The sequence below is a fragment of the Massilia sp. Mn16-1_5 genome (assembly GCF_004798585.1).
In the GTDB taxonomy this organism is placed as follows: Bacteria; Pseudomonadota; Gammaproteobacteria; order Burkholderiales; family Burkholderiaceae_D; genus Telluria.
The window spans coordinates 69,878-91,190 of sequence record NZ_PPXQ01000012.1 but is presented as its reverse complement, the minus strand read 5'-3'; the positions used below and the strand labels follow the sequence as shown (position 1 = coordinate 91,190).

General features: G+C 66.6%; 19 protein-coding genes. 7 read left to right on the top strand and 12 right to left on the bottom strand.

The window, feature by feature from the left end; all coding sequences use genetic code 11:
• Window positions 1-25 precede the first annotated feature (25 nt).
• Together C2862_RS15810 and C2862_RS15805 are read right to left on the bottom strand one after the other, a co-directional pair.
• Window positions 26-973, bottom strand: a complete 948-nt coding sequence (locus C2862_RS15810; RefSeq protein ID WP_136221105.1) for a D-2-hydroxyacid dehydrogenase — start codon at window positions 971-973, stop codon at window positions 26-28.
• Between the two features lie 155 nt (window positions 974-1,128).
• A complete protein-coding gene (locus tag C2862_RS15805; RefSeq protein ID WP_136221104.1) occupies window positions 1,129-1,470 on the bottom strand; it encodes a hypothetical protein in 342 nt (113 codons plus the stop codon).
• Window positions 1,471-1,686: 216 nt separating this feature from the next.
• Here C2862_RS15805 and ligD point away from each other — a divergent pair, with 216 nt between their 5' ends.
• Entirely contained in the window at window positions 1,687-4,329 is a 2,643-nt protein-coding gene (ligD, locus tag C2862_RS15800; protein ID WP_136221103.1) for a DNA ligase D, read from the top strand.
• Between the two features lie 55 nt (window positions 4,330-4,384).
• On the top strand, window positions 4,385-4,933 hold the full coding sequence (locus C2862_RS15795) for an alpha/beta hydrolase (RefSeq protein ID WP_136221102.1): 549 nt from the start codon (window positions 4,385-4,387) through the stop codon (window positions 4,931-4,933).
• 41 nt (window positions 4,934-4,974) lie between these two features.
• Here C2862_RS15795 and C2862_RS15790 read toward each other — a convergent pair whose 3' ends face one another.
• The 4 genes from C2862_RS15790 to C2862_RS15775 all read right to left on the bottom strand — a co-directional run bounded on the left by C2862_RS15790 (window position 4,975) and on the right by C2862_RS15775 (window position 9,093).
• On the bottom strand, window positions 4,975-6,444 hold the full coding sequence (locus tag C2862_RS15790) for a catalase (protein WP_136221101.1): 1,470 nt from the start codon (window positions 6,442-6,444) through the stop codon (window positions 4,975-4,977).
• 365 nt (window positions 6,445-6,809) lie between these two features.
• Window positions 6,810-7,049 carry a hypothetical protein gene (locus C2862_RS15785; protein ID WP_136221100.1) on the bottom strand — a complete coding sequence of 80 codons (240 nt, stop codon included), beginning with the start codon at window positions 7,047-7,049 and terminating at the stop codon, window positions 6,810-6,812.
• Window positions 7,050-7,052: 3 nt separating this feature from the next.
• A complete protein-coding gene (locus tag C2862_RS15780) occupies window positions 7,053-8,111 on the bottom strand; it encodes a Ku protein (RefSeq protein WP_136221099.1) in 1,059 nt (352 codons plus the stop codon).
• Between the two features lie 16 nt (window positions 8,112-8,127).
• Complete coding sequence (locus C2862_RS15775; protein WP_136221098.1) at window positions 8,128-9,093, bottom strand: SDR family oxidoreductase; 966 nt, start codon at window positions 9,091-9,093, stop codon at window positions 8,128-8,130.
• A gap of 161 nt (window positions 9,094-9,254) precedes the next feature.
• Here C2862_RS15775 and C2862_RS15770 point away from each other — a divergent pair, with 161 nt between their 5' ends.
• The 3 genes from C2862_RS15770 to C2862_RS15760 all read left to right on the top strand — a co-directional run bounded on the left by C2862_RS15770 (window position 9,255) and on the right by C2862_RS15760 (window position 13,187).
• Window positions 9,255-10,724 (top strand): diguanylate cyclase, encoded by a 1,470-nt coding sequence (locus C2862_RS15770; RefSeq protein ID WP_136221097.1) that lies wholly within the window; start codon window positions 9,255-9,257, stop codon window positions 10,722-10,724.
• A gap of 159 nt (window positions 10,725-10,883) precedes the next feature.
• Entirely contained in the window at window positions 10,884-12,521 is a 1,638-nt protein-coding gene (locus C2862_RS15765; protein ID WP_136221096.1) for a SulP family inorganic anion transporter, read from the top strand.
• Between the two features lie 120 nt (window positions 12,522-12,641).
• Entirely contained in the window at window positions 12,642-13,187 is a 546-nt protein-coding gene (locus C2862_RS15760; RefSeq protein WP_136221095.1) for a GNAT family N-acetyltransferase, read from the top strand.
• Window positions 13,188-13,200: 13 nt separating this feature from the next.
• Here C2862_RS15760 and C2862_RS15755 read toward each other — a convergent pair whose 3' ends face one another.
• The gene (locus C2862_RS15755) at window positions 13,201-13,827 is read right to left on the bottom strand and encodes a 1-acyl-sn-glycerol-3-phosphate acyltransferase (RefSeq protein ID WP_136221094.1); all 627 of its coding nucleotides are present in this window, start codon (window positions 13,825-13,827) and stop codon (window positions 13,201-13,203) included.
• Between the two features lie 203 nt (window positions 13,828-14,030).
• Between C2862_RS15755 and arsC the strand changes: the two genes are divergently transcribed.
• Window positions 14,031-14,378, top strand: a complete 348-nt coding sequence (gene arsC / locus C2862_RS15750) for an arsenate reductase (glutaredoxin) (protein WP_136221093.1) — start codon at window positions 14,031-14,033, stop codon at window positions 14,376-14,378.
• A gap of 29 nt (window positions 14,379-14,407) precedes the next feature.
• On the opposite strand, the gene C2862_RS15745 is transcribed toward arsC, so the two are convergent.
• The 3 genes from C2862_RS15745 to C2862_RS15735 form a co-directional block, all read right to left on the bottom strand.
• Window positions 14,408-15,562, bottom strand: coding sequence for a right-handed parallel beta-helix repeat-containing protein (locus C2862_RS15745; RefSeq protein WP_229467462.1), 1,155 nt, complete (start codon window positions 15,560-15,562; stop codon window positions 14,408-14,410).
• A 255-nt stretch (window positions 15,563-15,817) separates the two neighbouring features.
• Window positions 15,818-16,255: a thioesterase family protein gene (locus C2862_RS15740; RefSeq protein ID WP_136221091.1), complete on the bottom strand. Its 438-nt coding sequence runs from the start codon at window positions 16,253-16,255 to the stop codon at window positions 15,818-15,820.
• Window positions 16,256-16,378: 123 nt separating this feature from the next.
• Window positions 16,379-17,245, bottom strand: coding sequence for an endonuclease/exonuclease/phosphatase family protein (locus C2862_RS15735; RefSeq protein ID WP_136221090.1), 867 nt, complete (start codon window positions 17,243-17,245; stop codon window positions 16,379-16,381).
• A 131-nt stretch (window positions 17,246-17,376) separates the two neighbouring features.
• Here C2862_RS15735 and C2862_RS15730 point away from each other — a divergent pair, with 131 nt between their 5' ends.
• A complete protein-coding gene (locus C2862_RS15730; protein ID WP_210736008.1) occupies window positions 17,377-17,772 on the top strand; it encodes a hypothetical protein in 396 nt (131 codons plus the stop codon).
• On the opposite strand, the gene C2862_RS15725 is transcribed toward C2862_RS15730, so the two are convergent.
• Window positions 17,769-18,470, bottom strand: coding sequence for a hypothetical protein (locus C2862_RS15725; RefSeq protein ID WP_136221089.1), 702 nt, complete (start codon window positions 18,468-18,470; stop codon window positions 17,769-17,771). The genes C2862_RS15730 and C2862_RS15725 overlap by 4 nt on opposite strands.
• A gap of 3 nt (window positions 18,471-18,473) precedes the next feature.
• Window positions 18,474-21,140, bottom strand: coding sequence for an aminopeptidase N (gene pepN, locus C2862_RS15720; RefSeq protein ID WP_136221088.1), 2,667 nt, complete (start codon window positions 21,138-21,140; stop codon window positions 18,474-18,476).
• Between the last annotated feature and the right edge of the window lie 173 nt (window positions 21,141-21,313).

Below are 21,313 nucleotides of genomic sequence, written 5' to 3'. Positions count from 1 at the left end.
TGCCATTGGCCTGGCTCCCCCTACATCATCCGACCAGGTTGGTCGCCCGTCCCGCTTCCCACGCCTCGATATTATCGACCAGCATATCCGCCAGCGTCTGCATCGCGCCGCCGCTGGCCCAGGCCACATGCGGCGTCAGGATGAAGTTCGGCAGGCGCAGGCCCAGCAGCGGGTTGTCCTGCGACGGCGGCTCCTGGCTCAGCACGTCGAAGCCGGCGCCGCCGATCGTGCGCCGCATCAGGGCTTCGGCCAGCGCGGCCTCGTCGACCAGGCCGCCGCGCGCGGTATTGATCAGCAGGGCGGTCGGCTTCATCAGGCCCAGCTCGCGCGCGCCGATCATGTGGCGCGTGGCCTCGGTCAGCGGCAGGTGCAGGCTGAGCACGTCGGACGTGGCGAGCAGCTCGTCCAGTCCCAGGTTCTCGACGCCCGGCTCGTTCACGGGCGAGCGAGAAGTCGTGGCGATCCGCATGCCGAAGGCCTGGCCGATCTGGGCCACGCGGCGGCCGAGCGCGCCATAGCCGACGATGCCGAGGCGGCTGCCGGCCAGGTCGCCGATCGGGTGGTCGAGCAGGCAGAAGCGGCTCGAATGCTCCCAGCGGCCCGCTTCCACATCGGCGACGTAGGCGCGCAGGTTGCGGCGCAAGGCCAGCATCAGGGTGAAGCAGTGCTCGGGCACCGAGACGCCGGAATAATTCCGGATGTTGGCGACCGGTATGCCGCGCGCGCGGCAGGCGGCCAGGTCGACGTTGTCGGTGCCGGTGGCGGCCACCGCGACCATGCGCAGTTCCGGCAGCTGCTCGATGACCTCGGCGCGCAGCGGCACCTTGTTGGTGACAGCGACCGTGGCCCCGCGCAGGCGTTCGAGCACCTGGTCGGGCGCGGTGGCGGGATAGTCCAGCCAGTCATGGGCGAAAGCGGGACGGCGTAGCTTGGCAAGCAGGCTGTCGCGGTCGAGGAAGACGATCTTGTGCATGGCGCGCTCCAGGGGAGGGGAGCGCATATTGTAGAGCATGCGCCCGGTTGGCGAAGGAAAGGCGCAGGGAAAACGCCAGGACGAAAAAAAGACAGGGCGAACCCTGTCTTTTTGGGGGGCTATGGTGGGGCCCGAGCGGCGCGTTTTGCGCTTCGTTATTTGGTGGTGGCGGTCGTGGTGGTGGTGTGCGTCGTGTGCGCAGTGGTATCCGCCTTGTGTTCGGCCTTTGCTTCCGCAGCGTCGGCCTTGGCTTCCGCTTTCTTCTTGCTGGCCTTTTTCTGGGCCTTGGCCTGGTCTTTCGCAGCGTCCGCTTTCGCTTCGGCGACGTCGGCCTTCGCTTCGGCCTTGGCCTTCTCTACCTTCGCGTCGGCTTTTGCGACTTCCTTGGCTTCCTTGGCCTCTGCCTTGGTGGCTGGCGTGGTCGCGTGGGTGGCGGTCTGGGCGAATGCCGAGGTGGCGAACAGGCCGGCGATCAGGGTAGCGACGATTTTGCTCATGGTCTTTCCTTCAGGATGGGGAAAAGAGAGGAACCTGGACTGCGTTCCGGTGCTGCTGTGCCGATAACGCGGCCCGCCGCGACGGCGTTGACGCGCTTTTACACCCTGTTACAACCTTGCCCCGGTTCCCGTGCAAGCGCGACGGTTAGCTGCCGTACAGTCCTTGCGCGCCTTCCCGCCTACACTGGGCCCAATGGAATAGAGCAGGAGTCCGCCATGCCCGACAAGCTCGCGCTATACAAATCGAAACGCGATTTTTCGATCACCTCCGAACCCGCCGAGGGAGGCACCCCGGGAAAGGATGCGCTGACCTTCGTGATCCAGAAGCACTGGGCCAGCCGCCTGCACTACGATTTCCGGATCGAGCTCGACGGCACCATGAAAAGCTGGGCCGTCCCGAAAGGCCCCAGCTACGACACCCATGACAAGCGCATGGCCGTGCACGTCGAGGACCACCCGATTTCCTACTCGGATTTCGAAGGGACCATTCCCGAGAAGCAGTATGGCGCCGGCAAGGTCATCGTCTGGGACAAGGGCACCTGGGAACCGGAAGGCAATCCGCACGAGGGCTACCGCAAGGGCAACCTGAAATTCCGGCTGCATGGGCACAAGATGCACGGTAACTGGGTGCTGGTGCGCATGAAGGGCCGCGGCGACGAGAAGCAGGAGCCCTGGCTCCTGATCAAGGAAAAGGACGATTACGCGCGCCCGGCCGAGGAATTCTCGGTGGTCGACGAAATGCCTGACAGCGTCAAGGCGCTGCCGATGCCGGGCACAAGCGAGAAGCCGCCGGCGAAAGTGAAGGAGAAGGCGCCTGCGAAGAAAGCAGCGGCCAAGGGCAAGCCTGCCGCCAAGACCGCACGCACTACTAAAGCCAAGGCCGATGCCGCCGCGGTGAAAGCGGCGGAGCAGGTGCGCGACGCCAGCCTGCCGGAGGGCGTGGTTGGCGCGCAGCTGCCGAAGGAGTTCGCCCCGGAACTGGCGACCCTCGTCGATGCGCCGCCGGCGAATCCCGAGGAATGGGTGTTCGAGGTCAAGTTCGACGGCTACCGCATGCTGACCCGCATCGAGAACGGCGAGGTGCGCCTGATCACCCGCAACAACAACAACTGGACGGATAAACTGCGGCCGCTGCAGAAGGAACTCGAAGCGATGGGCTTGCCGGATGGCTGGTATGACGGCGAAATCGTCGTCCACGACGCCAACGGCCGCCCCAACTTCGGCCTGCTGCAGCTGGCTTTCGACGGCAGCAACCGCGCCGAGATCATGTATTTCATCTTCGACGCGCCTTACCTCGGCGGCTACGACCTGCGCAAGGTGGCCCTGGTCGAGCGCCGCGCGCTCTTGGCGGCGGCGCTGGAGCAAGCGAAGAAATCGAAGCGCGTGCGTTTTTCGGACGAATTCGGCGACGACCCCGAAGGCCTGGTGGCGGCCGCCTGCAAGATCGGGCTGGAAGGCGTGATCGGCAAGCGGCGCGACTCGCATTACGTCTCGCGCCGCTCGCCCGACTGGATCAAGCTCAAATGCGGCCAGCGCCAGGAATTCGTGATCGTCGGCTATACCGACCCCAAGGGCTCGCGCAAGGGCGTCGGCTCGCTGCTGCTGGCCACCCATGACAAGGACGGCGTGCTGCGCTACGCCGGCAACGTCGGCAGCGGCTTCAATGCCGAGAGCCTGCGCGACGTCACGGCCAGGCTGAAGGCGCTCGATACCGACGCCAGTCCCTTCCCGCCACGCACGGTCCCGGGACGCAAACACCACTGGGTGAAGCCGGAACTGATCGCCGAAGTCAGCTTTTCCGAATGGACCGAGGCCGGCGCCGTGCGCCACCCGGTGTTCCAGGGCCTGCGCAGCGACAAACCGGCCGCCGGCATCACGCGCGAACTTCCTGTACACGTGAAGGATATCGAGATGAGCGACGAGGACGCACCCGGAACCGAAAGCGAGGCACCTGCCATGGTCGAGGGCACGCTGCCCGCGACCCTGAAGATCACCAACGGCGACCGCGTCGTCGACGAGAAGAGCGGCGCCACCAAGATGGACGTGATCCGCTACTACGCCCTGATCGGCAATCTGATGATGGAGCACCTGAAGAACCGCCCGGTCTCGCTGGTGCGCGCGCCGAGCGGCATCAAAGGCGACCTCGTCTTCCAGAAGCATGCCGACATCAAGAAGCTGCCCGGCATGAAGAACATGGACCAGGCGCTCGATCCCGACCACCCGCCGATGCTCGAAGTCGGCAACATCGCCGGCATCCTGTCGGCGGCGCAGTGGAATGCACTCGAATTCCACACCCAGAACGCAACAAGCAAGGCCTACGACAAGCCGGACTGCATGGTGTTCGACCTCGACCCGGGCGAGGGCGTGGAATGGCCGGCGATGCAGGAAGCGGGGCAGGTGATGCGCGCCTTCCTTGAGGAGCTCGGACTGACCCCCTTCCTGAAGACCAGCGGCGGCAAGGGCCTGCACGTGGTGGTGCCGGTCAAGGGCGGCAAGGACTGGGACACGGTCAAGGGTTTCTCGCAGGCGATCGTGAACCACCTGGCCAGGACCTTGCCGGATCGTTTTTCGGCCAAGAGCGGCGCCAAGAACCGGGTCGGCAAGATCTTCATCGACTACCTGCGCAACGGCCAGGGTGCGACCACGGTCTGCGCCTGGTCCGCGAGGGCGCGCCCCGGGCTGGGCATCTCGGTGCCGCTGGCCTGGGACGAACTGAAGACGCTTAAATCCAGCGACCAGTGGAACGTGCTGAATGCCCACACCCGGCTGGACGTGGGCAACGATCCCTGGGAGGGCTATGCGAAGGCGGCCAGGACCCTGACGGCGGCGATGAAGCAGCTGGGGTACAAACCCGATTGACAAGCGCGCCGAAGATGCGCATCCTTCGCGCCGGACAAACGAGGAGGAGAGCGCAATGCAGGTAGTCATCGTGCACGGATATACGGCCAGGCCGGCGGATCACTGGTTCCCATGGCTGCGGGAACGCCTGGCAGCCGATGGCATCGACGTCGCGGTCTTGCCGATGCCGGATCCCGACCAGCCGGTGGCGCAAGAATGGGATGCCTTCCTGGGCACCCATGCCGCATGCCGCGACGCCGAACCTTTCTTCGTCGCGCACAGCCTCGGTTGCATCGCTGTCGTGCGTCACCTGTTGAAGACAGGCGCTGCCTGCGGGGGCATGGTGCTGGTGGCCGGCTTCGCCGAGCCCGTGCCCGGTCTGGAAGAACTGGACGGCTTCGTTGCCGGCGTGGACGGCATCGAAGGCTTGCGGGAGAGGGTAGGCCAGCGCGTCGTCATCGCTGCGCGCGACGACGAGGCGGTGCCGTTTGAGGCGACCCGGCGGCTCGCCGAACGGCTTGATGCGCGCTTCATCGCGCTGGAGCGGGGCGGGCATTTCCTTGGACGCGAAGGGTTCACGGAATTCCCGCTCGTATACGACCAGCTGGCGGCGATGCTGAGATAAAAGCAGGGTGGACGGCTCCGCCGTCCACGCGTCACGCTGCCTCAACCGACCGTACGGCCCAAACGCTCCAGCGCCGCACGCACGCCGCGTCCATACGCCGGATCGGCCTTGTCGAACTGGCGCAGCTGGCGCTCCAGGATCTCGTCCGTCACCTGCGACAGCGGCCCCGCCAGGTTGTCGCACAGGTTCTGCTTTTCTTCGGCCGTCATCAGGCGGAACAAGTTGCCCGGCTGCGTATAGTCGTCTTCCTGGCCGCGGAAGTCGAAGCGGCCCGCATTCCCGGTCAAGGGCAGTTCCTGCTCGCCATGGCCCATCCCGGTCGCGCCTTTGCCCACCGCATCGACGGCCGCGTAGTTCGGCGCCGCGCCGCCGTTCGCGATCGCCATCGCGCCGTCGCGCTGCTGGTTGTGGAAGGGGCAGCGCGGCGCGTTCACCGGCAGGTGCTGATGGTTGGTACCGACGCGGTAGAGCTGGGCGTCGTGGTAGGCGAACAGGCGGCCCTGCAGCATCTTGTCGGGCGAGTAGCCCATGCCCGGCGGGACGTTGGCCGGCGAGAACGCGGCCTGTTCGACTTCGGCGTGGTAGTTCGCCGGATTGCGGTTCAGTTCCAGCACGCCCACCGGCAGCAGCGGGAAGTCGCCATGCGGCCACACCTTGGTCAGGTCGAACGGGTTCCAGCCGGTGCGCGCTTCCCACTCAAGCAGCTGCTGGGGCGTCGCCACCTGCACCTTGACGTCCCACTGCGGGAAGTCGCCGGCGGCGATGGCATTGAACAGGTCGCGCTGGGCGTGGTCCGGGTCCGAGCCGGCGATGCGGGTCGCATCAAGGGCGCTCAGGTTCTTGATGCCCTGGCGGGTCTTGAAGTGCCATTTCACGTAGACGCGCTCGCCCGCATCATCGATCAGGCTATACGTGTGGCTGCCGAAGCCGTCCATGTGGCGGTAGCCGTCCGGGGTGCCGCGGCTTGAAAACAGGATCGTCACCTGGTGCAGGCTTTCCGGGGCGCGGCTCCAGAAGTCGAACATCATGTTCGCCGATTTCAGGTTGCTGTCGGGGAGGCGCTTCTGGGTGTGGATGAAGTCGGGGAACTTGATCGGGTCCTTGATGAAGAACACCGGCGTGTTATTCCCAACCAGGTCCCAGTTGCCTTCTTCCGTATAGAAGCGCAGGGCGAAGCCGCGTGGATCGCGTTCGGTGTCGGCGCTGCCTTTTTCGCCGCCGACGGTCGAGAAGCGCAGGAAAGTCTCGGTCTGCTTGCCGACCTGGCTGAACAGTTTCGCGCTCGTGTAGCGGCTGATGTCGTGGGTGACGGTGAAGGTGCCGTAGGCGCCCGAACCCTTGGCGTGCACCACGCGCTCGGGAATGCGTTCGCGGTTGAAGTGCTGCAGTTTCTCGATCAGGTGGAAGTCCTGCAGCAGGAGCGGGCCGCGCGGGCCGGCGCTGAGGGAATTCTGGTTGTCGGCAACGGGGATGCCGGAAGCGGTGGTCAGGCGGCGGTCGGGTACATTCATGCGTTCTCCTCAGTGCAATTGATGAAATTGATGAGGAGATTCTACGTATGGCTGAGCGAAAGATAAATTTGATTGATTTGATTGAATCGATAGGCAATTCCTAATCGACCTTGCAAGGAAACGCCGCGGCCTTGCACCGCGGCGCTACCTGGCAAGGTCGAGGAACCGCGATCAATAGCGGCGCGGCGCGCTGGTCGTGCCGTTGTAGGTCTGCTTGTTCATCTTGGCCTGGATTTTCTTCCAGATGAAGCCGGCGATTGCCATCATGATCATCTTGCGCATAAAAATCTCCTTGTAGGGTGACGGCGTCCTGCCGTCGGTTGGATGTGTGCTGCTCCTGCTGGCCGCCGCGCTGTCAATCGACATCAGCCCGGCGACTCGTTCTTGAAAATGCCCCGGATGTTCATCGCCATCAGCGCCACCTGCAGCGAGATCAGGGCCCAGGCTTCGTCGTGCACGCCCCAGACGATCCATAACAGGTTACTGAGGATGAACATCCAGAAACCGAAGATGCGTTTTTTGGCGTTCTTCGATCCGATCATGAAGGCGGCATACAGGCTGACCGCCATGGCGGGCCATTGGAGGAAGTCGAGGAATTCATCCATCCTTTACGCCGCCTTCTTGCGGCGAGCGGGCGACTTTGCAGTCGCCCCCTTCGTAGCAGTCGATTTTGCCGCGGCCTTCGCAGCAGGCTCTTTGGCAGCGGTGCGCTTTGGCGCAGCCTTGGCGGCGACCGCTTCGCGGCTGGCTGCGGCGGTCTTGCGGCGTGGCGCCGGTTCCTCGTCCTCTTCTTCCTCCGACGGCTTCCTGGCGCGTTTCGGTGGTGGCGGTTCGTCGTCGTCCTCGTCCTCGTCGACCGCGGCTTTCTTGCCGGGCTTTTTGCCCAGGCTGGCCTGCAGCAGCGAGACCAGGTCGATGACGTTGGTGGCCTTGGCCGGCTTCTCGTCCGGGTCCGGCATGGTGATGGTCTTGGTCTGCTTGGCCTTGACCTTCTTCTCGATCATGGCCATCACGTCTTCGCGGTAGGTGTCGTGGTACTGCTCCGGCTCCCAGTCCTCGCTCATGCCTTCCACCAGCGCCATCGCCATTTTCAGTTCCTTGTCGCTGACGGTGGTTTTCGCGGTCTTGCCGGGGATCTTCAGTTCGGCCGAGTCGCGGATCTCGTCGGCATAGCGCAGGGTATTCATGACGATGGTGTTGCCGACGCAGTGCAGGGCGGCCAGGTGCTGCTTGACGCGGATCACGACATTCGCGATGCCGATCTTGCCGACCTTTTTCAGCGTATCGCGCAGCAGCGCATACACCTTGTCGCCGCCCTTGCCGGGAGCGAGGTAGTAGGGCTGGTCGTAGTAGATCAGCGGGACTTCCGAGGCGTCGACAAAGGCGAGGATGTCGATCGTCTGGGTCGCTTCCGGATTGGCGCGGCGCAGGTCCTCGTCCGACAGCACGACGTATTCGCCGTCCGTGTATTCGTAGCCCTTGATGATGTCGTCCCAGCCGACCTCCTTGCCCGTGTTCTTGTTGTAGCGCTTGAAGCCGATCGGGGAGAAGTCGCGCCGGTCCAGCATGTGCAGGTCGAGCCCATTGTTGCTGGTCGCCGGATACATATCGACCGGGATGTGCACCAGCCCGAAACTGATCGCGCCTTTCCACAAGCTACGTGCCATGGAAGTCTCCTTGTGCTTATTCGCCGACGCTGCCGGTCACCGGCAGCACGATGCCCGTGATGTAGCTCGAGCAGGCGTTAGAGGCCAGGAACACGTAGGCCGGCGACAGCTCTTCCGGCTGGGCCGCGCGGCCATAGGTCGTGCTCTCGCCGAAGTGGACGATCTTGTCCGGCGACTGGTCGGCCGGGTTCAGCGGCGTCCAGACCGGTCCCGGTGCCACGCAATTTACGCGGATGCCCTTGTCGAGCAGGTTCGCGGCCAGCGACATGGTGAAGGCGTGGATCGCGCCCTTGGTGCTCGAATAGTCGAGCAGGAGCTTCGAGCCCTTCAGGCCCGTCACCGAGCCGGTATTCACGATCGCGGCGCCGCGCTTCATGTGGGGCAGGGCGGCCTTGGCCATGTGGAAGTAGCCGTAGATGTTGGTGCGCATGGTCTCGTCGAAGCGCTCCTCGGTGATGTCGAGCAGCGAGTCGGCGTGTTCCTGGAAGGCGGCGTTATTCACCAGCACATCGAGGCGGCCCCACTGGGCGACGACGGTGTCGACGGCCTGCTGGCAGAAATCCATGTCCTTGACGTCGCCGGCGATGGTCACGCAGCGCCGGCCTTCGGCCTCGATGCAGCGCTGGGTCTCGGCGGCGTCTTCGTGTTCGTTCAGGTAGAGGACGGCGACGTCCGCGCCTTCGCGTGCGAACAGCACGGCGACCGCGCGTCCGATACCGGAATCGCCGCCGGTGACGATCGCCACCTGGCCCTCCAGCTTGCCGCTGCCCTTGTACTGTTCGGCCATGAAGCGCGGCTTGACGTCCATCTGCGCTTCCAGGCCCGGCTTGGCCAGGTGCTGCGCCGGCATCGGCGGTACCGGCTGCTCGGCGCCGATCTGGGCGGGCATCTGGCCCTCCTGCTTGTCACCGCTGGCGTCGTGCTGGTCCTGGCGGTTCTGGATCGCCTTCTGGTGGTTTGCTACATCGTCCTGGTTGGCCATCGCTTTTCCCTTTACGCGTACATGTTCATGTTCAAGCCAGTATCGGCCGCACGATTGGACGCGACGGTGCGCTGTCACACACAGGTCGCCTGTTCGGTGGCCCTCATTTATGTCAAAATTGGCATCGTTATGTAACAAATATGCATGTCGAGGAGAAAACCATGTCCCAGCAGGCCGCGCCGCAAGGCTCACGTACCGGGTTGTTCGTCAACCCGGCAGCCGCGCGCCGCGCCGAGTTCGATGCCGCATGCGGCAGTCTGTTCAGCGATTTGCAACTCGCCGACGGCGCCGACGCCGCGCTGGCACTACCCGGCTTCGAGCGCCTCGACCTGCTGGTGATCGACCTCGAACGCTTCGACCCGGAGCTCGACCATGCGGACCTGGCGCGCCTGGTGACGGCGCGCGCCGGCGCCCCGACCTTTGTCGTCTGCCCGTTCGCGAACGCGCGCTGGCTGCCGGCCCTGATGGCCTGCGGCCCGATCGAATACGCGATCGCGCCGCTGGAGGACGAGGACCTGGCCGACGCCGTGCGTGCGCGCCTGGCGAGCGGTCCGACACCGGCGGCCGTGCCCAGCCCGCGCGAACGCGAACTCGATGCCCTGCATACGCTGCGCACGCAGGTGCGGCTTGCCCTGGGCGGGGGCGAGGACCTGGCGGCGCTGTCCGAACGCCTGTGCCAGGCCCTGTGCAGCTGGCCCGGCGTCGCGCATGCGGCGCTGTTCTACCTGCAGCCGGGCGGCGACCTGCAGCTGCAGGCCCAGCATGGCGAACGCGGGCTGAACCTCGCCAAGGTGCTCGGACGCGGCGAACGCCTGCTGCAATCGCCCTTGCGGCATGCCTTTCCGGGCCTGCTGGCCGCGAGCGCGAACACCATCGCGCTCCTCGACGACCTCGATAAATCCGGCGAGCCGGCGCTGGCCGACAAGCTGCGCGAACACGGCGTCCACATGGTGCTGGCCTTGCCGATCCCCTCGAGCGGCCCGGGCGCGCCGCGTGGATCGCTGTGTTTGCTGTTTCGCGAGGCGCGCAGCTTCAGCCGCGACGAACTCGACACGCTGGCCGAACTGAGCGACCTGGCGGCCGTCGGCCTGCGCCTGGCGGACCTGAACCGCGAGAGCGAAGAGATGCTGGTGCGCGTGACCCACCTGTCCACGCTCGACGCCCTGACCGGCATCGCCAACCGGCGCCATGGCGAGACCCTGCTGGAACAGGAGATCAAGCGCGCGCGCCGCTACAAGCTGCCGCTGGCGCTGATCGCCTTCGATATCGACCGTTTTAAAGGGGTCAACGACCGCTACGGCCATCCGGTCGGCGACATGGTCCTGCGCACGCTCACCGACGCAGCCCGGAAGCTGGTGCGCGCCAGCGACGTCTTGGTGCGCGCGGGTGGCGAGGAGTTCCAGGTGATCGCACCGCACACCAGCGCGATCGACGGCCTGAAAATGGCGGAGAAGCTGCGCACGGCGATCGAGGGCACCGCGATGCCGGGTGTCGACCAGGTGACCATCAGCCTGGGCGTGGCCCAGCTCGGCGAGCACGAGAGCGCGGATTCGCTGACGGTGCGGGTGAATGCGGCCCTGGCGCGCGCGAAGCGGGCGGGGCGCAACTGCGTCGAGCTGGCGATGGGGTAGGGCTGGCGTCGGTTGGTGGGCACGGGGCGCCCACCCTACAGCGGCGCCGCCAGTAGGGTGGGCGCCCCGTGCCCACCAGATACCGAGCATTACCCCCAATTTCCGCCGTGCCCCGCCGGCCGTGCTACCCTTGCACCTTTGAAACAAAAGAACGATGCAATGCTGCACTGGTTGAGGCACTACCGGCGCGCCATGCTGCCTGGCGACATCAGCGCCGGGGTGGTGGTGGCGATGATGATGATCCCGCAAGGCATGGCCTACGCCCTGGTGGCGGGATTGCCGCCGGTGGTGGGCATCTACGCCAGCATCGTCCCGCCCGTGCTCTACGCCCTGTTCGGCACCAGCAGCACGCAGTCGGTGGGTCCGATGGCGATCATCTCGCTCATGACGGCCTCGACCCTGGCCCCGCTGGCGGCCGGCGGCACGCCTCTGTACACGACCCTGGCCGCGCAGCTGGCGCTGCTGTCCGGCCTGGTGCTGCTGGCCTGCGGCCTGCTCCGTATCGGTTTCATCGCCAACTTTTTCTCGCGCCCCGTGATGAGCGGTTTTACGATCGGCTCCTCGATCGTGATCGCCCTCGGCCAGCTGCCGGCGCTGCTCGGGGCGCGGCTGCCCGCGCTGCACCTGCCCAGCGCGCTCCTCGGCCTCGGCTCGCTGGCGCTGCTGCTGGCAGCCAAAAACTGGCTCGCGCCGCTCCTGCGCCGCCTGGGGATGAAGCCGGTCGTGGCCGACATCGGCGCCAAGCTGGCCCCGATGGTGCTGGTGCTGGGTGCGACCGCGCTGGTCCCGGCGCTCGGCCTCGAAGCGCTGGGCGTGCACACGACCGGCAAGGTGCCGGCCGGGCTGCCGATCTTCAGCATCGCGGCCTCGAACGAGCACTGGCAGGCCCTGCTGCAGCCGGCGCTGCTGATCGGCTTCATGGTCTTCCTGATCAGCATGTCCGGCGCCCAGACCCTGGCCCTGAAACGCGCCGAAAAGCTGCACAGCAACTATGAATTGATCGGCCTGGGCGCGGCCAACGTCGGCAGCGCCCTGAGCGGCGGCTTCCCCGTCACCGGCAGCATCTCGCGCTCGGCGGTGAACTTCGCGGCCGGCGCCAACACCCAGCTCGCCAGCCTGATCACGGCCAGCCTGCTGGCCCTGGCCCTGGTCGCGCCGACCGCCTGGCTGGCCTTGCTGCCGCTGCCGACCCTGGCCGCGACCATCATCGTCGCCGTGCTCGGCATGCTCGACACCACGACCCTGCGCACGGCCTGGCGCTACGACCGGGCCGATGCCGCCGCGCTGGTCGCCACCGCCGCGGGAGTGCTGGCGCTGGGCGTCGAGGCCGGCGTCGTGATCGGCGTCGCGCTGTCGATGGGCGCGCTGATCTGGCGCGCCAGCCGGCCGCACATCGCCGTGCTGGGCCGGATCGCGGGCACCGAGCACTTCCGCAACATCGAACGCTACAGCGCCGACACCGCCGCCGGCCTGCTCCTGCTGCGCGTGGATGCCCAACTGTTCTTCGGCAACGTCGAGGCCGTCAACGAGCGCATCGAGGACGAGCTGGCCACCTATCCGGCTACGCGCCACCTGGTGCTGGTGCTGTCGGCCGTGAACGCGATCGACACCTCGGCCCTGTTTGCGCTGAGCGAGCTGAACGCCATGCTGCGCGCGCGCGGAGTCGGCCTGCACTTTGCCGAGGTCAAGGGGCCGGTGATGGATCGCCTGAAGCAGAGCGCGCTGCTCGGCGAGCTGAACGGCAAGCTGTTCCTGAGCACTGCCATGGCCTGGGACGCGCTTTCGCGCCAGGACTAGCGCCGCAGTGGTGCACCCACGGCCGGGCTGCACCATCACAGTGCATTTTCGCGCCGAATACGCCGGAAAAGCAGGCACGAATCCTGCAGAGCTTCGCCTATAGCCAGAGGAGGACAGATCATGCAGGTCAGGATGTTGGACGCCGCCGGCGTGCGGCAGCATGCAGCCCAGTTGCGCGCGCTCTTGCTGGACGCGGTCGCGCATGGGGCGTCAGTCGGCTTCGTGATGCCTCTCGGAGAGGCGGCAGCGGATGCTTACTGGAGCGAGGTGGCTAACGCGGTCGAGGCCGGCTCCCGGATCGTCCTCGTCGGCTGGCGCGATCACGTGCTGGCGGGTACGGTGCAGCTCGACCTGTGCATGAAGCCGAACGGACTGAACCGCGCCGAAGTACAGAAGCTGCTGGTGCACAGCGGCGCGCGCCGCGGCGGCGTGGCCACGGCCCTGATGCAGGCGCTGGAAATGCAGGCGCTGGCCCTGCGGCGCGGCCTGCTGTTCCTCGATACCGAGGCCGGCTCGGGGGCCGAAGCGCTGTACGAGCGGCTCGGCTATCTGCGGGTAGGGGAATTGCCGGAATACTGCGCCACCCCAAGCGGGGCCTGGCGCCCCACCGCGATCTGGTACAAGACCCTGTTCCTGCGCGAACGCAAAGCCGTCCGCGCAAGCTAGGACGGGAGCGGGCTCAGGCCTTGCGGCGGTCCGGGCCGATGTGCGGCGGCGCCAGCTTGATCGGCGCCGCATCCTGCGGACGCAGGGCCTGACGGTCCTTGTAGACGGCGGCGATCTGCGCCATGTCGGCATCCTGGTCGCCGCTCAGGTTGACGATGTCGACCACGCCCAGTTCCTTCCTGCCGTAGTCGATATACACGAGCACGAGCGGCACCTTGGCGGCTATCGCCAGGTGGTAGAAGCCGCTCTTCCAGTGCGGACGGTAGCTGCGCGTGCCTTCCGGCGTGATGGCGACCCAGCACCATGGCTCGGCGTGCATGCGTTCGGCCAGCAGGCGCGTCGCGCCCATCGGCGCGCGCCGGTCGACGGCCACGCCGCCCCAGTAGCGCATGATCGCGCCCATCGGCCCGCGGAACAGCGAATCCTTGGCCAGCCAGCGGAACGGCAGTCCAAGCGCCCACTTGCCGAGCAGGCCGATCAGGAAGTCCCAGTTCGAGGTGTGCGGGTAGACGACGGCAATGCCGTGCGGGCCGGGCAGGGGCCGGTAGTGCAGCTTCCAGCCGATCATGTTCAGCAGGCGCAGGGAGGTGCGCTGGCCCCAGGTAGGCAGGGCGGCCGGTCGCATCAGGGTGTCGCTCATTATTTCTCCGCTTATTTCTTCGTCCAACCGCCGGGAGGCGGCCGTTTTATTTTCTTATGACTCCGGCAGGGCGCATAAAGCATTACCTTGCGGAAAACGAAGCGGAGGATTCTATAGCGCTACGGCAAGAGCGACAAGCAAAAAAACTGGTCTGTTGTAAGGACGGCCCGTATCATGGCGGCCTCTTTGTCAGAATGATCATCATGGACATCACGATTTACCACAATCCCCGATGCAGCAACTCGCGCAACGCGCTGGCAGCCATCCGCGAGGCCGGCCACGAGCCGCGCATCGTCGACTACCTCGCTACACCGCCTTCGCGCGAGGAGCTGGTACGCATGCTGGCGGCCAGCGGCTTGCGTGCACGCGACGCCGTCCGCAGCAAGGAAAGCCTGTACACGGAACTCGGACTCGGGGCCGAGGGCGTGAGCGAGGACGCCCTGATCGACGCGATGCTGGCGCATCCGGTGCTGCTGAACCGCCCCTTCGTGGTGACGCCGAAGGGCGTGCGCCTGTGCCGGCCGCCAGAAACGGTACACGAAATCATTTGATTCTGCGCTAGCCCCGGGCATTGCCCGGGCTAGCGCACCGCTTCGAAGCCCTGGCTGTCCATGCCCCCGTCCGGCAAGCGCTCGTGCTGGTAGGCCCCGATGTCGAAGCCGGTCGCCGGGCTGCGCTGCTTGCCGTCGAAGTCGGGCTCGGCCGCCTCGACCGGCATGCCGCGCCCGATCGCGGGCGACCTGGCGCTGAGCCGGAAATCCGGCGTACCGGTGCGGCTGTATTCGAGGAAGGCCGGCTCGGCCGCGACCGTCCCGACGTGCTGGCGCCCGGCGGCGAGGCGCCAGTCGGTCGCCCCGTTCTGGAACACCAGGTTATGCATGTAGCGGTTGTTGCGCCCGGTGGCACCCTGTTCGAGGATGCCTTGCCCGTTGTCGAAGACGATGTTGTTGGCCACGAAGGTATGGTCGTTCGGTCCCTGCGAGGTATAGAAGTCGCCGCCGCCGACCACGATGCCGGAGCCCGAGGAGGAGACGGTATTGCCGGTGATCTCCACGTGGTGGGCGTCGTTCCAGAGCTGGATGCCGGCGCCGGAAACGCGGTAGACCACGTTGCTGACGATGCGCGCCTGGGTGCCGACGTAGATGCCGCGGTGGTGCGGGCAGTCGACGGGGCCGATGTCGTGCACGTTGTTGCCGACGACGTCGGCCTGCTTGCCCTTGTAGTAGCTGTCCACCCGGATGCCGGCGCCGCCGGCCGGCTCGCAGGGAATGTCGAGCGAAACGTGGTGGACATGGTTGTGGCGGATGCTGTTGAAGGAGCCGCTGTTGTAGATACCGTTGAGCCACTTGGTGCCGCTCTGGTACTGGAAGCCGTCGATGTCGAAGCCGATGATGTCGACGTAGCTGCCGCGGTTGTCCCAGCCGCTGGTGCTGCCCGAGTCGAGCGGCGGGACGATCTTCGCGCCCCAGCGTTCCGACGAGACGAAGATGATGCGCGCCTCCGCGCTGCCGCTGACCCTGGTCTGGAAACCGCCCATGTACTGGCCCGGCGCGACGTAGACCGTGGTGCCCGGCGTAACGACCTGGGCCGCCCGCGCGATTGTGCGGAAGGGTTCGCTCTGGGTACCCGGATTGGCATCCGATCCGCCCGGCGCCACGAACAGGTTGGTGCGCACGACTTCCGGCACCACCATCTGCTCGGACGAGCCTTCGCGCAGGCGGCAGCCGCCGAGCACAAGCAGCAGCAGAAGCGGGAGCAGATGCGGGAGCAGAAGCGGGAGCGCGCACCACGGGACTGCGAACAGCCGACTGGCTCGCAGGGGAACTGGAGAGGCGGGCGGACCGGACATGGCAAGACCTCGTGGGGGCGGACACTACGCAGTGTCGCCCGGCGCGAACGTCGCCCGGCCCGGTTTGCTCAAGTTTGTCCTTGAGCGGGCGCAACGTGAATCACGCAAGCCCATGCATGGCCCGGCCCGGCTCGACGGAGTTCAGCCGGCGCTCACCACCTGTGGCATATAGGCCTCGATAAACTCCGGCGGCATGCGGCGCGGCCGGCCGCCGCTGATGTCGATGCACACCAGTTCCCAGCGTCCGCGCAATACGGTCGCCCCGTCGCGTGCCCGTACCAGCTGGAAGCGGCGTTCCATCGACAGCTTGCCGTCGCCACCGACGAGCCAGGTGGCAAGCAGGAGCTCTTCGCCGAGCAGGGTGGGCAGGATGTAGTCGTATTCGCCGCGCCGGATCGCCATCGCCCGGTCCAGGCGCCGGTAGTCCTCGATGCCGAGGCCGAGCGACTCGGAATGCGCCCAGCCGACTTGCTCGCACCAGCGCACGTAGACGGCATTGTTCGTGTGGTTCAGTCCATCGATGTCCTCCGGTCCGGGAGCCAGGGAAAGGGTGTACGGTTGCGGATAATCCCAGTTCATGCAGGTCCTTCGAAGCGCGGCCCGTAGCCGCCGGCACAGGCCGCCGGCGCAGGCAAAGCGCCATTCTAGCCGGAGCGCGCATTTGCCGCCGGGCCGGCCAAAGACGCCGCCCTCGGCCGCCCTTCAGGTGTCCTGCCCGAGGTCGAGTTCCAGCAGCAGGGGCTGGTGCGCCGAACCGGTATCCAGCGCGTCCACATGAACCCGCCGCAGGCGTGGGGCGAGCTCGGCGCTGACAAACGCATAGTCGAAGGTGAACGGCGGCCCGGCGTTCGGCGCAGCGTCATGCAAGCCTACCGTCGGCGCATGCGGCTGTGCGGCGCGCGTGCACGCCCAAGCGTCAAGCAGCCGGGGCGTGCCATCGTCGAAAGGCGCAAGCAGGCGCAGGTATTCGGGCGAACCGGGCAGCATGTTGAAATCGCCGAGCAGGAGGGCCGGCGCGGCGCGTGGCTGGGCGGTGAACGGGCCGCCGCCCGGCAGGCCCGGGTGCGGATGGCGCGCATGCGCCACCGCTTCGCGCTGCAGCGCGCGCAGGCCCTCGACCTGGGCCGTGCGTTGCGCCAGCGAGAAATACTCGAGGTGCGCCGACAGCACGCGCAGCAAGCCGCCCGGCGCATCGAGCGTGACTTCCAATGCGCCGCGCGGCAGCGAAGGCTGGTCGGCATCGAGCGGCCAGGGCAGGGAATGGCGCAGTACCTGCAGTACCGGATAGCGCGAACAGATGACGGTGCCGAGGCGCTGGCGCGTACCGTCGGGCCCGCTTCGATCGAGCGGCGCGAACGCGGCCAGGCGGTGCTCCGGCAAGAGCGCCGCTACGGCTGCGAAGGCGTCCTCGATCGGTTTGCCGTCCTGTGCGGGAAAGCCGGACGCGACTTCCTGCAGGCAGACCACGTGCGCATCGGCCAGGCGTGCCAGCGCGGCGGCACGCAGCGCGCGATCTGCGCCGCCGGTGGCGGCGGCCGCCTGCATGTTCCAGGTGACGAACGTAGGCATGGTACTCCTCTGTCTGATTTATCAAGACTAGGGAAGGACAGCACGCGGGGTCTGATCCAGGTCAGCCGTGCGCGCCGAACCGGTGGGGCGCAGGCAGCGTCCAACGGAACGATGCGGACCTGGAGCGCGGCGTGTTCACGATCATCCTGCTGTTGTACGTGCAGCTGCACCTCGAGGTGACGCTCGAGAGCAGCAGCCTGCGCGGCGTCTACATCACGCGCGCCGAATGCGAGGCCGCAGCCGTGCGCCTGCGCGGACCGCTGCCCACGCCGCAGGGCTATGCCGCCGCCTGGCACGACGCCGCCTGCCTGCCGATCAACCGCGACGTCAAGGTGAACGAGCTGGCGCCGCTCGACCTGCGCCATCTGTTCGAGCGGCCGCCCTCCGGATGCGCGGCCGAGGGCGCCTGGCGCCGGCTGGCGCAGATGTGCGTGCCGGGTTCAAGAGGCGATGCGGAGAAGGGAGGTGCGGAGAAAGGAGGTGCGGAGAAAGGAGGTGCGGAGAAAGGAGGTGCGGCGGCCAACTAGTGACGGGTCCAGCGCACGCCGCTCGGGCAGTTCGTCCTGCCGGCGCCCTGGCCGTCCTGCGGGCCGAAGCCGGTGACCAGGCCGCCGACGCTGCCGCTGCGGTAGCAGGCCACCTTGTCGCCCACGGTCTTGCGGTAGACGGTCACACCGTCCGGCGCCGTGTAGCTCTCCAGGGTGACGGTGCGTGGCGCGCTGGTGCGTGCGGCGGCAAAGGCATCGGCGAAGCGTTCCCACTTGCGGTCGGGCTCCGCCGTGATGGGACTGGCGCCCTTGCGCAGCTCGCTGTCGACCCGTCCCGCCATCGCTTTCGAGCTGGCGAGCAGATCGCCCGGCAAGGCCGTGGGCGCAGGGTCTTGCGGCAGGCTGGAGGCTTCGGGATCGGCATCCGGGTCGGCCGCTGCCTGCACGGTGATGGAAGGAGTGCCGAGAGCAGGCAGCGCAGGTGCGCTGATGGCGGGGCGGCGCACCGGCCTGGATGCGGGTGGTGGCGTGCCTGGCGCAGCTTGCGGCCGCACCGGGGGGGATACCGGAACGAAGACGGACACGCGCGGCGGCGGCTCGCGCCGCAGCTCGCCGTGCGTGCCGCCGAACCAGGCCAGCACCAGCAGCAGGTGCAGGCCCAGGGTCAGCGCGAGCGGCGTCCATGGGCGCGCAGCCGGGCCGGCTGCGTGCCAGGTCAGGACGTCGCCACGCGCCACGGTTTACTTTGGCGCCGTCATGGCCTGTTTGATGGTCACGCAGCGCTGGTCTTCCTGCTGGGCGTCGATCAGGGCGCGGCGGGTGCCGGCCGACAGGTCCTTCATGCTGTCCACGGCCTTGCTTAGGCGCTTGACGCTGGCCGGGGTGCAGCCGACCGGAATCATCGAGGTCGCATAGCTGCGCATGTAGACCGGGCCGGCGGCCTTGTCGATCGCCGGCAGCTGCGCCAGGCGACGGTCGGCGGTCTGCTCGGCCAGCGCGGTCTGCTCGGCCGGATACAGGCTGTACATCGCGGTGCGGATCTTCGAGAACGGCAACTCCGTCTTCAGGTTTTCGACGGTGCCGAGCCATTCGGCCTTGAGCTTCGGATCCGGACGGAGGATCGTGGCGGCCAGCGCCGCGGCCTGGCCGCTGTCCGAATTGTCGCGCTTGGCTTCCTGCTCGACCAGCGCAGGCGCGCCGGCGACGTTGTAGCGGTTCAGGCGGCCGATGATGTCCCAACGCAGGTCCTGGTTGATCGTCAAGCCTTCGACCGTCACCGTGCCCGCCAGGATGCCGTTCAGGCGCTCGAGGGCGGCCGGGGTGCTGGCCATGCCCAGGTAGGTGTTGAACCAGCGGCGCTGGAAGTTCTCGTTGCCCTTGTTGGCCAGGGTAGCGTTCCAGGCCATCTCCTCGAGCGCCGCACGGGTCTGTTGCGCCCAGGCCGTCTGCAGGCCCATGGCGTCGATGTAGCGCTTGGCCGCGGCGACCTTGCCCAGCACGTCGCCCAGCAAGGTGTAATCCTTTTCCTGGGGCGCGTTCGCCAGTGCGGTCTTGATGAACTCGTTCAGTGGCAGCTTGCCGTCACGCACGCCATCCCACAGGCTCTGCCACAGCATGGTGCGCAGCAGCGCGTCGTCCACGTTGGCCAGGCTGGTGCGCGCGGTCTCGAAGGAGCGCTTGTCGAGCTGCACCTTCACGAAGCCCCAGTCCTGGTAGTTCGGGTAGACCAGGTCCGGGCAGGCGGTTCCCGCCAGCGCAGGAACCTTGGTCGTGGCGCCGGCGTAGGTGACCGGCACGGTCTGCAGCGCCACCAGCTTGCCGCCCTCGCGCTTGAAGCTTGCCACCTGCACGCGCTGTTCGCGCAGTGTCGGCAGTTCCTTGCTCGGCGCCGTCTGCTGCAGCGTGAAGTTCTTCACTTTGCCGTTGGCGCATGTGAAATTCGCGGCGATCGTGTTCACGCCCGGCTCGTACAGCCACTGTTTGGTCCAGCCGGACAGGTCGCGGCCGGCCGCGGCACCCAGGCTGCCGATGAAGTCGTCGAGCTTCGCGTTCTGGAACGAGTACTTGACCAGGTAGTTGTGCACGCCCTTGCGGAAGACTTCCGCGCCCAGCAGGTGGCGCAGCTGCATCAGTGTCGAGGCGCCCTTCGAATAGGTGATCGCATCGATGTTGTCGAAGGCGTTCGCGGTCGACGGCACCGGCACCTCGATCGGGTGCGTGTTCGACTTCTGGTCCTGCACGTAGGCGGCCTGCTTGCCGGTCGAATAGAAGTGCTGCCAGGCGTCCTTGAACTCGGTCGCCTCGGCGGTGGCCAGCGTGCCCATGAAGGATGCGAAGCTTTCGTTCAGCCACAGGCCGTTCCACCACTGCATGGTGACCAGGTCGCCGAACCACTGGTGTGCCATCTCGTGCATGATCACCGACGCCAGCGACTGCCGCTGGGCGTCGGTCATCTTGGCCTTGTGCAGGAAGCCGCCTTCGGCGAAGGTGATCGCGCCGGCGTTTTCCATCGCGCCATAGAGGAAGTCGGGCACCAGCAGCTGGTCGTACTTCTCGAACTGGTAAGGGATGCCGAAGTAGTTGTCGAAGAAGGCCAGGCCATCCTTGGTGTAGCGGAACCAGTCTTCCGGCGTCACCTGGCTTGCGACCGACTGGCGTGCGAACAGGCGCATCGGGTACTTGCCGCTCTTGTCTTCCCACACCTTGTACGGGCCGGCGTGCAGCGAGAAGTTATACGGACTCAGTTTCTTCGTCTTCGGGAAGATCCAGCGCTTGTTGGCGCCGGCCTCTTCGATGCGGGTCTCGCGCGTGGTCGAGACGACTTGCCAGTCGGCCGGCGCGGTGGCCGTGACCTGGTAAGTAGCCTTCAGGTCGGGCTGGTCGAAGACGGCGAACATCTGGTGCGCGGCGGCCGGCTCGAAGTGGGAATAGGTGTAGACCCGCTTGTCGACCGGATCGACCATGCGGTGCAGGCCTTCGCCATTGGTGCTGTGCAGGCGCTCATAGGCGATGACGACGGTATTGCGGCCCTTGACCAGGTCGGCGGCGGCTATCGTCACGAACCAGTTGTTGTACTTGGCGTCCACCTTCTTGCCGTTGACGACCACCGATTGCACGGTCGCCTTGTCGAGGTCGATGGTCAGCGGAGTCGCATTGTCGTTCAGGTCGAAGCTGGCGGTGGTGACGCCACTGAAGCTCGGGTTGCCGGTCAGCGTGAATTCGAGCGCGTAGTCGACGTTGGACACGCGCGCCGAACGGGCGGCGGCATCCTGCTGCGACAGGAAAGCGTTCTCGGCACGCGGCGCGGGTGCGGCGTGGACGCTGGAGGCGGCAATGGCCGAAGCGGCGAAGACGGATGCGATGGCGAGTGCGATGGGCGATGCGGCGCGAGGTGCAAAGATGCTCAAGATGTGTCCCTGTTTCTGTGGTACGCCGCCAGCCGGCGCACCTTATGAATCGCGCAAGAATAGCATGGGTGACAGGGCAATCACAGGGGCAAATGACTGCATCGGCGAGACATGCATATGTCGTACATATCCCGTCAATACAGGCGCTATTCGTTTTGACGGCCAATAAAAAG

Bases quoted from the DNA above. Each gene is read 5' to 3' on its own strand.
- C2862_RS15775 (WP_136221098.1), bottom strand. From the start codon at position 9,093: ATGGCCAACCAGGACGATGTAGCAAACCACCAGAAGGCGATCCAGAAC.
- C2862_RS15755 (WP_136221094.1), bottom strand. From the start codon at position 13,827: ATGAGCGACACCCTGATGCGACCGGCCGCCCTGCCTACCTGGGGCCAG.
- C2862_RS15795 (WP_136221102.1), top strand. From the start codon at position 4,385: ATGCAGGTAGTCATCGTGCACGGATATACGGCCAGGCCGGCGGATCAC.
- C2862_RS15760 (WP_136221095.1), top strand. From the start codon at position 12,642: ATGCAGGTCAGGATGTTGGACGCCGCCGGCGTGCGGCAGCATGCAGCC.
- C2862_RS15785 (WP_136221100.1), bottom strand. From the start codon at position 7,049: ATGGATGAATTCCTCGACTTCCTCCAATGGCCCGCCATGGCGGTCAGC.
- C2862_RS15805 (WP_136221104.1), bottom strand. From the start codon at position 1,470: ATGAGCAAAATCGTCGCTACCCTGATCGCCGGCCTGTTCGCCACCTCG.
- C2862_RS15780 (WP_136221099.1), bottom strand. From the start codon at position 8,111: ATGGCACGTAGCTTGTGGAAAGGCGCGATCAGTTTCGGGCTGGTGCAC.
- ligD (WP_136221103.1), top strand. From the start codon at position 1,687: ATGCCCGACAAGCTCGCGCTATACAAATCGAAACGCGATTTTTCGATC.
- C2862_RS15790 (WP_136221101.1), bottom strand. From the start codon at position 6,444: ATGAATGTACCCGACCGCCGCCTGACCACCGCTTCCGGCATCCCCGTT.
- C2862_RS15735 (WP_136221090.1), bottom strand. From the start codon at position 17,245: ATGCCTACGTTCGTCACCTGGAACATGCAGGCGGCCGCCGCCACCGGC.
- C2862_RS15770 (WP_136221097.1), top strand. From the start codon at position 9,255: ATGTCCCAGCAGGCCGCGCCGCAAGGCTCACGTACCGGGTTGTTCGTC.
- C2862_RS15765 (WP_136221096.1), top strand. From the start codon at position 10,884: ATGCTGCACTGGTTGAGGCACTACCGGCGCGCCATGCTGCCTGGCGAC.
- arsC (WP_136221093.1), top strand. From the start codon at position 14,031: ATGGACATCACGATTTACCACAATCCCCGATGCAGCAACTCGCGCAAC.
- C2862_RS15740 (WP_136221091.1), bottom strand. From the start codon at position 16,255: ATGAACTGGGATTATCCGCAACCGTACACCCTTTCCCTGGCTCCCGGA.
- C2862_RS15810 (WP_136221105.1), bottom strand. From the start codon at position 973: ATGCACAAGATCGTCTTCCTCGACCGCGACAGCCTGCTTGCCAAGCTA.